Raw genomic sequence first — 12480 nt, 5'->3', positions numbered from 1 at the left:
CCGCGCCGGGCGACGGCGCGCCGGCGAGCGGCGACACCGCGGCGGCCCGGCCTCGACGGCGTCGCGGGGCCGTGGTCGCGATCGTCGTGCTCGTGCTGGCCCTCGCCGCGGCGCTGGGCGTCGGCGCGTACCTGTGGCTCACCACCACGCGCTGGCAGGAGACGAGCGCCGGGTGGGAGGCGCAGGCGCGCGGGCTCGGGCAGGACGTCGCGCAGCTGCGCACCGAGCTCGACGGCGCGAACGCGGAGCTCGAGTCCGCGCGCACCCAGCTCACCGCCGCCCAGGACCGCATCAGCGACCTCGCCAACGAGAAGGCCCAGCTGGGCGACGAGAACGAGGCGTCCCAGCAGTACCTGGACTACCAGAGCCGGGTCTCGGACGCAGCGGGCAAGGTCGCGGCCGCGCTCGGGCAGTGCACGACGGCGCAGACGCAGCTCATCGGGTACCTCAACAACCGGGACGCCTACGACCCCGCCGACATCGACCGGTTCGCCGACCAGGTCGGGGTGCTCTGCCAGGAGGCCACCGACGCGAACGCCCAGCTCCAGCAGGAGCTCGCCGGATGACGCGCCGCCCGTCCCGGCGCGCGGCGGTGCGCGTCCTCGGCTCGCTGCTCGGGCTGTCGCTCGCGGGCGGCTCGCTCGGCGCCTGCGGCGTCCTGCCGGAGCTACCCGAGCCGGTGCCGGGCTCGGTCGTGCCGTCGCTCGTGGCGCCCGACGACCCGGCCGGCTCGGAGAACCTCTCCCCCGACGGGTTCGACGCCGTCCAGCGCATGGCCGTGCGCATCCGCAACGTCCGGTGCGACGGCCTGTCCACCGGGTCGGGGTTCGCCGTCGACTCCCGGACCCTCATCACCAACAAGCACGTGGTCGACTCGTCGCGCTCGCTCCAGCTCCTCACCTACGACGGGCGCGACATCGCCGCCCAGACGGCGAGCGTGGCCGGCCTGGCGGACCTCGCGATCGTCCGGACCGCGGAGGACCTCCCGTCCGCCCCGACCCTGGCCGCCGCCGACCCGGCGCCCGGCGACGCGGTGACGGTCGTCGGGTACCCCGAGGGCGGGCGGCTCACCGTGACGCAGGGCTCGGTCATCGGCACGACGACGGACCCGCTGCACGAGAACCTCGGCGAGGTGCTCGTCACCGACGCCCCCGTCGAGCCGGGCAGCTCCGGGTCCGCCGCGCTCAACGAGGCGGGCGAGGTGATCGGCGTGGTCTACGCGAAGACGTCGACGGAGAAGTCGCTCCTCGTGCCCGTGAGCACCCTCCAGACGATGCTCGGCGACGAGTCCGCGTTCACGGCCCTCCCGGAGTGCGACGCCTGACCCGTCCCGGCGTCCGCGCACCGACGACCTCGACGGCGAGGCGGTGCGCGCGGTTCTCGCGCGCACCGGGGGCCCCAGGTCTACCCTTCGTGCCATGAGCACACACGCGAGCTCGGACACGCCCCCCGTCGACCCGGCGCACATCACCCACGCGGCACGCGACACGCTGACCGTGCGTCGCGTCTTCGGGGAGTCGTACGAGCGGGACGGCACGCTCGTCATCCCCGTCGCGACGGTCTGGGGCGGCACGGGCTCGGGCTGGGGGTCCGGCACCGGCGAGCTCTCCGGCAAGGGTGCGGCGGACTGGCGGCGTCGCGTCGGCGCGGCAGCGCGCGGGGCGGACGCCGGTCCCGACGACGGCACCGTGGACGGCGGCTCGACCTCCGACCCGGGCTCCGGCAACGCCGGGGGCGAGGCGGGCGGCGAGGGCTCGGGCGGTGGCGGCGGGTTCGGGGTGCGCGTCGTCGCGAAGGGCGTCTACGTCGTCGACGACGCGGGCGTGCGCTGGCAGCCCGCCCTCGACCTCAACCGCGTGATCCTCGGCGGGCAGGCCCTGGGCGCGGTCGTGGCGTTCTCGGCCGCGCTCGCGTGGGGCCTCAGCCGACTGCGCCGGCGCTGAGCCCGGAGGGGGCTGCCCCGACCGTTCGACCGGCGCGTCCGCGCGGGCGGTCCGGGTCGACCGGTCTCCTCAGTCGGCCCGGCCGACGCGGAGCTCGAGCCCGTCGACGCGCTCGGACACCACGGCGTCCGTGGCGAGCGCGGCGTTGACCTGCCCGAGCACGGCGTCGAGACCGGCGCGGTCGAGGCCGGCGTCGATGCGCAGGACCACCGCGACCTCGGCCCGGCGGCCCGGCTCGGCCCAGACGCGCGCGACGTGCGGCACGCCCGCGAGCGACCCCTGCACGGCGGCGAGCACCTCCGGCACCACGACCCCGTCGACGACCGCGGGCGACCAGTCTTTGCCCTGCGCGAGCGCCCACACGGCCGGGCGCGGCACGAGCGCCGTGACCGGTCCTGCCGGGTCGAGCACGAGCAGCGACCAGTCCTCGCTCACGGCGGACAGCGCCGCGCGGCGCGCGTCCACCGGCACCGGCCGCGCGCTCGCGCGCCAGGCCGCCATCGCCGCGACGGACGTGAACACGGGCAGCGCGCGGCGCCCGTCCGGCGCCTCGATGGCGACGACCCCGGCCGACGCCTCCTTGTCCACCGTGTGCCCGTGCTCGCCCTCGCCCGCGCTCTCGAGCTCGGCGAGGATCGGCACGAGCACGCGCGTCTCGCCGAGGCGCGCGACGACGTCGGACAGCGAGGCCGAGCCCGCGGCGTAGGCGTCGAGGAGCGCGGCGAGCGCGGGGTCGGCCGATCCGTCGTCGCCCGCGAAGCCGGAGGACGGCGGGAGCGCCTTGCCCGGGCCCGCGGGCTCGTGGTCGGTCGTCACGGCCGACCCGCGACGTCGAGCGCCTGCGGGAGCGTGAACGCGCCCGCGTAGAGGGCCTTGCCCACGATCGCGCCCTCGACACCGGCCGGCACGAGCGAGCGCAGCGCCTCGAGGTCCTCGAGGCTGGAGATGCCGCCGGACGCGACGACGGGCGCGTCGGTGCGCGCCGCGACGTCGCGCAGCAGGTCGAGGTTCGGGCCGCGCAGCGTCCCGTCCTTGGTCACGTCCGTGACGACGTACCGCGCGCACCCGGCCGCCTCCAGCCGGTCGAGGACCTCCCACAGGTCGCCGCCCTCCTGCGTCCACCCGCGCGCGGCGAGCGTGGTGCCACGCACGTCGAGCCCGACCGCGATCGCGTCGCCGTGCTCCGCGATGACCTTCGCCGTCCACTCGGGGTTCTCGAGCGCCGCGGTGCCGAGGTTGACGCGGCGCGCGCCGGTGGCGAGCGCGCGCTCGAGCGACGCGTCGTCGCGGATGCCCCCGGACAGCTCGACCTGCACGTCGAGGCGCGCGACGACGTCGGCGAGCAGCTCCGCGTTGGAGCCGCGGCCGAACGCGGCGTCGAGGTCCACGAGGTGGATCCACTCCGCGCCGCCGGACTGCCAGTCGAGCGCGGCGGCGAGCGGGTCGCCGTACGAGGTCTCGGAGCCCGCCTCGCCCTGGACGAGGCGGACGGCCTGGCCGTCGGCGACGTCGACGGCGGGGAGCAGCACGAGGCGGTCGGTCACGAGGGTCTCCATCGGTGTAGGCGGTGGCGCGTCGCTCGCGCCGGGTGGTGCGCGCCGGGCGTGTGCCGCGTGCGCAGACGGTCAGAGCGAGCGGACCCAGTTCTCCAGCAGGGTCGCGCCGGCGTCGCCCGACTTCTCGGGGTGGAACTGCGTCGCGGACAGCGGGCCGTTCTCGACGGCCGCGACGAAGCGGCCACCGTGCTCGGACCACGTGACGAGCGGTCGGCGGACGGGCGAGTCCGCCGGGAGGTCCTGGCCGGTCGTGAACGACCGGGCCGCGTAGGAGTGCACGAAGTAGAAGCGCTCGCGCTCGACCCCGCGGAACAGCACGCTGCCCTCGGGCACGTCGACCGTGTCCCAGCCCATGTGCGGCACGACGTCGGCCTCCAGACGGTCGACGAGGCCCGCCCACTCCCCCAGACCGTCGGTGAGCGTCCCGTGCTCGTCGCCCTGCTCGAACATGACCTGCATGCCCACGCAGATCCCGAGGACGGGCCGCCCGCCGGCGAGCCGCCGACCGACGATCTCGTCGCCCCGCACGCCGCGCAGACCGGTCATGACCGCGGCGAACGCGCCGACGCCCGGGACGACGAGCCCGTCCGCGTCCTGCGCGCGCGCCCGGTCCGCCGTCAGCTCGACGTCCGCGCCGACGCGCTCGAGCGCGCGCACGGCCGAGCGGACGTTGCCGAACCCGTAGTCGAGCACGACGACGGACGGGCGGCGGGCGGCGGGCGCCGCCGCGGTGGGCTCGGTCATGCGCCGTCCTTCCGTGCGCGCCGCGCCGCCGACGTGAGCAGGCGCATCGCCTTCCAGCGGGAGATCGACGAGCTCGCCACGACGCCGTCCTGGTCGGCGAGCGTCGTCGTGCCGGTGAGCAGGTCCTCGAGCGACTCGGGCGCACCGCCGAGCACGAGGCCCGGCGCGAGGGTGTCGCCCTGCACGCCGTCCGCCCAGCGCGTCATCGTGAGCTGCTCGCCGCTGCGCTCGACGAGCACGAGCGGCACGCCCTTGACGAGGGTCGTCAGGGCGGCGGCCGCGTGCGCGGGTGCGTCGCCCGCGGGGTCGCGCAGCACCGCCACGGCACCGACGTCGGTCGGGACGACGTCCGCCTCGACCTGCGCGAGCGAGCACGCCGCCGCGAGCGGCTCCGCGCCCGCGATCTGCGTGATGAGCGCCACGAGGTCGGGGACCGCCGAGGCCGTCAGCGACGAGAGGTCGTCGGGGATCTCGACGCCGTCCAGCGCGTCGTCGTCGTGGGTGCTCACAGGGCTCCCTTCGTGGACGGGACGCCCTCGACGCGCGGGTCCGGCGCGACGGCGGCGCGCAGCGCCCGGGCGAGCGCCTTGAACTGCGCCTCGACGATGTGGTGCGGGTCGCGGCCCGCGAGGACGCGCACGTGGATGCAGATGCCCGCGTGGTGGGCGATCGACTCGAGCACGTGCCGCGTGAGCGACCCCGTGAAGTGCCCGCCGATGAGGTGGTACTCCTGCCCCTCCGGCTCGCCCGAGTGCACGAGGTACGGCCGTCCGGACACGTCGACGACGGCGAGCGCGAGGGCCTCGTCCAGCGGGACCGTCGCGTCGCCGAAGCGCCCGATGCCCACCTTGTCGCCGAGCGCGACGCGCAGCGCCTCGCCGATCGTGATCGCGACGTCCTCCACCGTGTGGTGCGCGTCGATGTGGGTGTCCCCCGTCGCGACGACCTTGAGGTCGATGAGCGAGTGCTTGCCCAGCGCCGTGAGCATGTGGTCGTAGAACGGGACGGTCGTCGAGATCTCGGTCCGTCCGGTCCCGTCGAGGTCGAGCTCGACGAGCACGCTCGACTCGGACGTCGCGCGCTCGATGCGCGCGGTGCGCTTCACAGTCCTGCCACCTCCACGAGGGCCTGTCGGAAGGCCCTCATCTCGTCGCCGGTGCCGATCGACACCCGCAGCCAGCCGTCGGGACCAGTCTCCCGGATGAGCACGCCCCGCTCCAACAACGCCGCCCAGACCGCGTGCCGGTCCGCGAACGTGCCGAACAGGACGAAGTTGGCGTCGGACTCCGCGACCTCGAACGGACGACCGTCCGGGTGCCGCAGCGAGCGCAGCCACGCGACGGTCTCGTCGCGGCGCTCGCGCAGCGCGGAGACCTGCGCGAGCAGCTCGCCCGAGTGCGCGAGGGCCGCGCGCGCGACCGCCTGCGTCACGGCCGACAGGTGGTACGGCAGGCGCACGACGCGCAGCGCGTCGACGAGCTCGCGCGACGCCGCGAGGTACCCGACGCGAGCGCCCGCGAGCGCGAACGCCTTGGACATCGTGCGCGTCACCGCGAGGTTCGGGTAGCGCTCGAGCAGCTCGAGCGCCGACGGCGTCCCCGCGCGCCGGAACTCGCCGTACGCCTCGTCGACGACGACGACGGCGGGCGCCTCCTGCCCCCCGGGGAGCGGGACGCGCACCGCGAGCGCCGCCTCGCACACCGCCTCGACGGTCGCGGCGGGCAGCGCCGTGCCGGTCGGGTTGTTCGGGCTCGCGAGCAGGACGACGGACGGCTGCTCGCGCGCGATCACCTCGCGGGCGTGCTCCGGGTCGAGCGTGAAGTCCTCCGCGCGGCGCCCGACGACCCAGTCCGTGTGGGTGTCGCGCGCGTACTCCGGGTACATCGAGTACGTCGGGGCGAAGGAGACGGCCGTGCGCCCCGGGCCGCCGAAGGCCTGCAGCACGTGGAGCATGATCTCGTTCGAGCCGTTCGCCGCCCAGAGCTGCTCCGCCCCCAGCGCGACGCCCGCCTCCGTCCCGAGGTAGGCGGCGAGGTCGGTGCGCAGGCCGAGGAAGTCGCGGTCGGGGTACCGGTTCAGCCCGGTGGCGGCGTCGTGCACCGCGCGCGTGATGGTCGCGACGACGGCCTCGCTCGGCGCGTGCGGGTTCTCGTTGACGTTGAGCAGGACCGGGACGTCGAGCTGCGGCGCGCCGTACGGCTCGACGCCGGCGAGCTCGGGGCGCAGCGGGAGCAGGGGTCGTCCCGCGACGGAGGGTGGGGTCACTCCCCCAGTCTACGAAGCGTGGGCGCGCGGCCGCCCGTGACGTCCGGCACGCGGGCACCCGGGACGACCGGCACGCGGCGGTCCCCCAGGCCGGTCGGCGCGCGGTCGGCCGGGACGGTCGGCCTCGCCGGCGAGAGGCGGAGGTCCCGACCTGGGCGGACGTCGGTCGCCGGTCCGGCCGTCCGGGGCGCCGGAGCGGCGTCGCGCGCGTAGCGTCGAGAGGGAAGGGAGGACCGTCGGCAGGGTCCTCCTGGCCCTCTCCCCGAGAAAACGAGGTGATCCCCGTGTCCGCCATGCGTGCCGCCGTCGTCCGCTCGTTCACCGACCCGCTGGTCGTCGAGGAGCTCGACGTCCCGTCGCCCGGGCCCCACGAGGCCCTGGTCAAGGTCGACTACACCGGCGTGTGCCACACGGACCTGCACGCCGCGCACGGCGACTGGCCGGTCAAGCCCGCTCCCCCGTTCGTGCCGGGCCACGAGGGCGTCGGCACGGTCGTCGCGGTCGGCGACCAGGTCACGCGCGTGCGCGTGGGCGACACGGTCGGCAACGCCTGGCTGTGGAGCGCGTGCGGCGAGTGCGAGTACTGCGAGACGGGCTGGGAGACGCTGTGCCCGCAGCAGAAGAACGGCGGCTACTCGGTCGACGGCTCGTTCGGCCAGTACATGCTCGTCGACTCGCGGTACTGCCCGGTGATCCCCGACGGGGTCGACCTCTCCGCCGTCGGGCCGATCCTGTGCGCCGGCGTCACCGTCTACAAGGGGCTCAAGGTCACGGACACCCAGCCCGGCGAGTGGGTGCTGGTCTCCGGGATCGGCGGCCTCGGGCACATCGCGGTGCAGTACGCGGTCGCGATGGGCCGCCGCGTCGCCGCGGTGGACGTCGACGACGAGAAGCTCGCGCTCGCGCGCAAGCACGGCGCGGAGGTGACGGTGAACGCGGCGACGTCGCCCGACGCGGCGGCCGAGATCCGCGAGAAGACGGGCGGCGGCGTCCACGGCGCGCTCGTCACCGCCGTCAACGCGCACGCGTTCCCGCAGGCCGTGGGGGCGCTGCGCCGCGGTGGCACGGTCTCGCTCGTCGGCCTGCCGCCGGAGAAGTTCCCGCTCGACATCTTCACGACCGTCCTCTTCGGCCTGACCGTGCGCGGGTCGATCGTCGGGACGCGCAAGGACATGGCGGAGGCGCTCGACTTCTTCGCGCGCGGCAAGATCAGCCCGACGTACACCGTGCGTCCGCTCGACGACATCAACGCGATCTTCGCCGAGATGGAGGAGGGCCGGATCGACGGGCGCGTCGTCATGGACATGCGCTCCTGACGTCGCGCCGCTGCCGCTCGCGTCGTCCCGGCCCGTGACCCCGACCGGGTCGCGGGCCGGGGCTGTGCACGACGGCCCGAGGGTCGGCGGGTGCGCCTACGATCGTGCGGGTGAGCCCCACCGACCCGTACGCCGACCTGCCCTTCGACCCGGCCGACGAGCCGCCGCTCGACGAGCCCGCCGACCCGTTCGGCGACCCGTGGGCGGGCGCGGCGCCGCAGGCACCGGCCGGCGCGGCTCCCGCCGCGCGCACGGCCGGCGGCGAGGTCCCGGGCACGGGCGCTCGGGGCGGCGACCCCACGCCCGACCCCACGCCCGTTCCTGCGGCCGACGGCGGCGAGGCCGCCAAGCGCGCCAAGCTCGCCATGCTGCGCGGCCTCCTCGACGGGCAGTCGCTGCGCGAGGACGCCGAGACCGCGCTGCGCGCCCTCGTGGGGCGCGACGACGCGACGCTGCGCGAGGACCAGTGGCGCGCGATCGAGGCGCTCGTGGCGTTCCGCCGTCGTGCGCTCGTCGTGCAGCGCACCGGGTGGGGCAAGTCGGCCGTGTACTTCGTGGCGACCCGGCTGCTGCGGGACCGCGGCGCCGGCCCGACGGTGATCGTGTCCCCGCTCCTCGCGCTCATGCGCGACCAGATCTCGGCCGCCGCACGCGCCGGGATCAAGGCGGTGACGATCAACTCTGCGAACGTCACCGAGTGGGACGACGTCCACCGCGCGATCGCGGACGGCGAGGTGGACGTCCTCCTGTGCTCGCCGGAGCGGCTCAACAACCCCGGCTTCCGCGACGAGGTCCTCCCCCGGCTCGCGGCCGACGCGGGCCTCGTCGTCATCGACGAGGCGCACTGCATCTCGGACTGGGGCCACGACTTCCGGCCGGACTACCGGCGCATCCGCACCCTGCTCGCCGACCTGCCGCCCGGCATCCCGGTGCTCGCGACGACCGCGACGGCGAACGAGCGCGTGACCGCCGACGTCGCGGAGCAGCTCGGCGTCACGGCGGCGCACGCCGCGGGCGGGGCCGTCGGCGACGCCGCGGGCGGTGCGGCCCACGAGGACGTCCTGGTCCTGCGCGGCGGCCTGGACCGCGAGTCGCTGCACCTCGCCGTGCTGCGCCTGCCCGACCAGCCGACGCGCGTCGCGTGGCTCGTCGAGGCGCTCCAGGACGTCGACGGCTCGGGGATCGTGTACTGCCTCACCGTCTCCGCCGCCGAGCAGGTCGCGAGCCAGCTCCGCGCCGCCGGTCTCGCCGTGGCGTCGTACACGGGCCAGACGGACCCCGCCGAGCGCGAGCGGCTCGAGGAGGACCTCAAGGAGAACCGTGTCAAGGCGCTCGTCGCGACCTCCGCGCTCGGGATGGGCTTCGACAAGCCGGACCTGGCCTTCGTCGTCCACCTCGGGGCGCCGAGCTCGCCCATCGCGTACTACCAGCAGGTCGGGCGCGCGGGCCGTGGCGTGGACTCGGCCGTCGTGGTGCTCCTGCCGGGCGAGGAGGACCGCCGCATCTGGGAGTGGTTCGCGTCCACCGCGTTCCCGCCCCAAGACCAGGTGCGGGCGACCCTCGACGCCCTCGGCGCGGGCGGCACGCAGTCCGTCGCGCAGCTCGAGACGCAGGTCGACCTCAAGCGGTCACGCCTCGAGGGCATGCTCAAGGTGCTCGACGTCGACGGCGCGGTCCGGCGCGTCAAGGGCGGCTGGGAGGCGACGGGCGAGCCCTGGACGTACGACGCCGAGCGCTATGCGCGCGTCGACGCCACGCGCTCGGCCGAGCAGCAGGCGATGCTCGACTACGAGGCCACCGACGGGTGCCGCATGGCGTTCCTGCGCGCCGCGCTCGACGACCCGGAGCTCGAGGACGGGTGGCGGTGCGGCCGCTGCGACACGTGCGGCGGCGTGACGCTGCCCGCACTCCCCGACGCGGAGGCCGTCGCCGCCGCGCGCGCCGACATGGACCGCCCCGGCGTCGAGGTCGTGGCCCGTCGGCAGTGGCCGAGCGGCATGGACCGTCTGGGGCTCGACCTGCGCGGGCGCCTGGGTGCGGACGAGCTCGCCGAGACCGGGCGCGCGGTCGCGCGCCTCGACGGGCTCGGCTGGTCCGCGCCGCTGCGCGAGCTCTTCGCGGCCACGACGCCCGACGGCGACACCCCCGTCGCGCTCCGGCGCGCCGCCGCGCGCGTCCTCGACGACTGGGCGGAGCTCTACGAGTCCGCCCCGCAGCCGGACCCGGAGACCGGGGTCGATGACAACTCTCCTGACGGCACAGCCCCGGCCGAACGGCGGCTCCTCGTGGACGGCGTCGTCGCGGTCCGCTCCGCGACGCGCCCGCGGCTCACGTTCCACCTGGCGAACGGGCTCGCGAGCTATCTCGGCAAGCCGCTCATCGGCGCGGTCGGCCCGGTCCCGGGCCGCGAGGAGCCGGGCCGGCACGACGTGAACTCCGCGACGCGCCTCGCGGGCGTCGCGAGCCGCCTCCAGCTCGAACTGTCGGACGCCGCGCGCGCGGGGCTCGCCGGCCGCCGCGTGCTGCTCGTCGACGACTACACCGAGTCGGGCTGGACCCTCACGGTCGCGGCACGCCTGCTGCGCCGCGCCGGGGCGGCGGCGGTGCACCCGTTCGTGCTCGGGGTGCGCTGACGCGGACGCGCCAGACACCGGGCCGCGTCACCAGCGCAGGCGCAGCTCGGTGTACGTCGTGTCCACGAAACCGAGCGAGCGGTAGAGCGGCTCGCCCTCCGGCGTCGCGTGCAGGGACACGGAGTCCGCGCCCGCCGTGCGGGCCCAGTCGAGCGCCGCTCCGACGCACGCGCGCCCGAACCCCCGGCCGCGGTCCGTCGGGTGCGTGCAGACGTTCGACAGGTGCGCCGTCGTGCCGCGGGGATTGCGCGCCGACGGCGCGGACCGGTGCCGCTCGACGAGCGCGCACGCCGCGAGGCGTCCCGGTGCGTCGACGACGAACGCGACGACGTCGGGAGTCCCCAGACCCGCGGCGAACCACGCGCGCGCCCGGCCCTGCCACGTCGGGTCCTCCGCGCCGGGCTCGCCCATCGCGCGCATGAGGTGCACACGCAACGACACGAGGTCGGCCGCGTCGCGCGGGACGGCACGCCGCACCCGCACGACGGCGTCCCGCGCGGAGACCCCGTGCGGGCCGCCGTCGAGCGGTGCCTGGTCGCGCGAGGCGCCGTCGTGCGGGGCCTCGTCGTGCAGGGCCTCGTCGTGCGGGCCGCCGTCGTGCCGCCGTGCTTGGTCGTGCGGGCCGCCGTCGTGCGGCGCGCCGGACCGACCGGCGGTCACAGGAACCGCGCCCGCACCGCCTCGCCGTGCGCCGGGAGGTCCTCGTCGTTCGCCACGGCGACGATCCGGTCCGCGAGGTCCTCGAGGGCGTCGCGGTCGTACTCGACCACCTGGACGGCTTTGACGTAGCTGTGCACGCCGAGCCCGCTGGAGAAGTGCGCGCAGCCGCCCGTCGGCAGCACGTGGTTCGAGCCGGCCATGTAGTCGCCGAGCGAGACCGGCGACCAGGGCCCGACGAAGATCGCCCCCGCGCTCGTGACGCGCTCGGCGAGCTCGGCCGCCCCCACGGCCTGGATCTCCAGGTGCTCCGCGCCGTAGGCGTCCACCACCTGCAGCCCGTGCTCGAGGTCGTCGACGAGCACGATCGCGGACTGCGGGCCGGCGAGCGACTGCGCGACGCGCTGCGCGTGCTTCGTCGCGGTCACGAGGTCCGCGAGGCGCGCCTCGACCGCGGCGGCGAGCTCGACCGACGGGGTGACGAGCACCGCGGCGGCCAGCGGGTCGTGCTCCGCCTGGCTGATGAGGTCGGCCGCGACGTGCCCCGGGTCCGCCGAGGCGTCGGCGAGGACCGCGATCTCGGTGGGGCCCGCCTCCGCGTCGATGCCCACGACGCCTCGCACGAGCCGCTTGGCCGCCGCGACGAAGACGTTGCCGGGGCCCGTCACCACGTCGACCGGCTCGCACAGCACGTCGCCGTCCTGCGGCTCGCTGCCGGCCGCGCCGTACGCGAACATCGCGACCGCCTGCGCCCCGCCGACGGCGTACACCTCGTCGACGCCGAGCAGCGCGCACGCGGCGAGGATCGTCGGGTGCGGCAGGCCGCCGCTGTCCCGCTGCGGCGGCGACGCGACGGCGAGGCTCGGCACGCCCGCCTCCTGCGCCGCGACGACGTTCATCACGACGGACGACGGGTAGACGGCCAGGCCACCGGGCGCGTAGAGCCCGACGCGGCGCACTGGCACCCACCGCTGGCGGACCTGGGCGCCCGGCGCGACCTGGACCGTGAAGTCCTGCGGGCGCTGCGCAGCGTGCACGAGCCGGACCCGGCGGATCGACTCCTCGAGACCTGCGCGGACCTGCGGGTCGAGCGCCGCGAGCGCCGCGGCGATCTCGTCGGCCGGGACCCGCAGGTGCTCCGGCCGCACGCCGTCGAAGCGCTCGGCGTACTCGCGCAGGGCCTCGGCCCCGCGCGTCCGCACCGCCTCGAGGATCGGCGCGACCCGATGCGCCGCGTCCTCCACGCCGACCTCTGCGCGCGGCAGGGCCTCGGCGAGCTCGCGTGCGGACAGGGAACGCCCTCGGAGATCGATGCGGGAGATCATGCGACGAGTCTAGGAGCCCGGGAGGTCCGCGACGAGCGCGT

The 12480-nt window shown here is 76.0% G+C and carries 13 protein-coding genes; 5 read left to right on the top strand and 8 right to left on the bottom strand.

Features of this window, described 5'->3' with window-relative positions; translation table 11 throughout:
* The 3 genes from ACPCUX_RS09590 to ACPCUX_RS09580 all read left to right on the top strand — a co-directional run.
* On the top strand, positions 1-566 hold a 566-nt coding region (locus ACPCUX_RS09590), incomplete at its 5' end, for a hypothetical protein (RefSeq protein WP_423388617.1).
* Complete coding sequence (locus tag ACPCUX_RS09585; RefSeq protein WP_114554266.1) at positions 563-1324, top strand: S1 family peptidase; 762 nt, start codon at positions 563-565, stop codon at positions 1322-1324. The genes ACPCUX_RS09590 and ACPCUX_RS09585, both read left to right, overlap by 4 nt.
* Before the next feature lie 94 nt (positions 1325-1418).
* Positions 1419-1943, top strand: a complete 525-nt coding sequence (locus ACPCUX_RS09580) for a hypothetical protein (protein ID WP_137280343.1) — start codon at positions 1419-1421, stop codon at positions 1941-1943.
* Positions 1944-2012: 69 nt separating this feature from the next.
* Here ACPCUX_RS09580 and ACPCUX_RS09575 read toward each other — a convergent pair whose 3' ends face one another.
* From ACPCUX_RS09575 to ACPCUX_RS09550, 6 genes are all read right to left on the bottom strand, one after another.
* Positions 2013-2759 carry an SseB family protein gene (locus tag ACPCUX_RS09575; protein WP_423388616.1) on the bottom strand — a complete coding sequence of 249 codons (747 nt, stop codon included), beginning with the start codon at positions 2757-2759 and terminating at the stop codon, positions 2013-2015.
* Positions 2756-3487 carry a bifunctional 1-(5-phosphoribosyl)-5-((5-phosphoribosylamino)methylideneamino)imidazole-4-carboxamide isomerase/phosphoribosylanthranilate isomerase PriA gene (gene priA / locus ACPCUX_RS09570; protein ID WP_034654096.1) on the bottom strand — a complete coding sequence of 244 codons (732 nt, stop codon included), beginning with the start codon at positions 3485-3487 and terminating at the stop codon, positions 2756-2758. Before priA ends, ACPCUX_RS09575 begins: the two co-directional genes overlap by 4 nt.
* 81 nt (positions 3488-3568) lie before the next feature.
* On the bottom strand, positions 3569-4243 hold the full coding sequence (gene hisH, locus ACPCUX_RS09565; protein WP_051876765.1) for an imidazole glycerol phosphate synthase subunit HisH: 675 nt from the start codon (positions 4241-4243) through the stop codon (positions 3569-3571).
* Positions 4240-4752 carry a hypothetical protein gene (locus tag ACPCUX_RS09560; RefSeq protein WP_034654090.1) on the bottom strand — a complete coding sequence of 171 codons (513 nt, stop codon included), beginning with the start codon at positions 4750-4752 and terminating at the stop codon, positions 4240-4242. The genes hisH and ACPCUX_RS09560 overlap by 4 nt, the downstream gene beginning before the upstream one ends.
* The gene (gene hisB, locus ACPCUX_RS09555; RefSeq protein ID WP_021482124.1) at positions 4749-5348 is read right to left on the bottom strand and encodes an imidazoleglycerol-phosphate dehydratase HisB; all 600 of its coding nucleotides are present in this window, start codon (positions 5346-5348) and stop codon (positions 4749-4751) included. Before hisB ends, ACPCUX_RS09560 begins: the two co-directional genes overlap by 4 nt.
* Positions 5345-6508 (bottom strand): histidinol-phosphate transaminase, encoded by a 1164-nt coding sequence (locus tag ACPCUX_RS09550; protein WP_043658521.1) that lies wholly within the window; start codon positions 6506-6508, stop codon positions 5345-5347. Before ACPCUX_RS09550 ends, hisB begins: the two co-directional genes overlap by 4 nt.
* A gap of 293 nt (positions 6509-6801) precedes the next feature.
* Between ACPCUX_RS09550 and adhP the strand changes: the two genes are divergently transcribed.
* Positions 6802-7824, top strand: coding sequence for an alcohol dehydrogenase AdhP (gene adhP / locus ACPCUX_RS09545; RefSeq protein WP_051028484.1), 1023 nt, complete (start codon positions 6802-6804; stop codon positions 7822-7824).
* Between the two features lie 365 nt (positions 7825-8189).
* Entirely contained in the window at positions 8190-10457 is a 2268-nt protein-coding gene (locus ACPCUX_RS09540; protein WP_423388619.1) for a RecQ family ATP-dependent DNA helicase, read from the top strand.
* 27 nt (positions 10458-10484) lie between these two features.
* Here ACPCUX_RS09540 and ACPCUX_RS09535 read toward each other — a convergent pair whose 3' ends face one another.
* Both ACPCUX_RS09535 and hisD read right to left on the bottom strand, forming a co-directional pair.
* Complete coding sequence (locus ACPCUX_RS09535; RefSeq protein WP_423388615.1) at positions 10485-11117, bottom strand: GNAT family N-acetyltransferase; 633 nt, start codon at positions 11115-11117, stop codon at positions 10485-10487.
* Positions 11114-12439 carry a histidinol dehydrogenase gene (gene hisD / locus ACPCUX_RS09530; protein WP_423388614.1) on the bottom strand — a complete coding sequence of 442 codons (1326 nt, stop codon included), beginning with the start codon at positions 12437-12439 and terminating at the stop codon, positions 11114-11116. Before hisD ends, ACPCUX_RS09535 begins: the two co-directional genes overlap by 4 nt.
* Positions 12440-12480 lie beyond the last annotated feature (41 nt).

The organism is Cellulosimicrobium sp. AB352, assembly GCF_049538415.1.
Lineage (GTDB): Bacteria > Actinomycetota > Actinomycetes > Actinomycetales > Cellulomonadaceae > Cellulosimicrobium > Cellulosimicrobium funkei.
This window is presented reverse-complemented; position numbering and strand designations above follow the sequence as displayed.

Coding starts and splice junctions, on each gene's coding strand:
- adhP (WP_051028484.1), top strand. CDS start 6,802: ATGCGTGCCGCCGTCGTCCGCTCGTTCACCGACCCGCTGGTCGTCGAG.
- ACPCUX_RS09540 (WP_423388619.1), top strand. CDS start 8,190: ATGCTGCGCGGCCTCCTCGACGGGCAGTCGCTGCGCGAGGACGCCGAG.
- hisH (WP_051876765.1), bottom strand. CDS start 4,243: ATGACCGAGCCCACCGCGGCGGCGCCCGCCGCCCGCCGCCCGTCCGTC.
- ACPCUX_RS09580 (WP_137280343.1), top strand. CDS start 1,419: ATGAGCACACACGCGAGCTCGGACACGCCCCCCGTCGACCCGGCGCAC.
- hisD (WP_423388614.1), bottom strand. CDS start 12,439: ATGATCTCCCGCATCGATCTCCGAGGGCGTTCCCTGTCCGCACGCGAG.
- ACPCUX_RS09585 (WP_114554266.1), top strand. CDS start 563: ATGACGCGCCGCCCGTCCCGGCGCGCGGCGGTGCGCGTCCTCGGCTCG.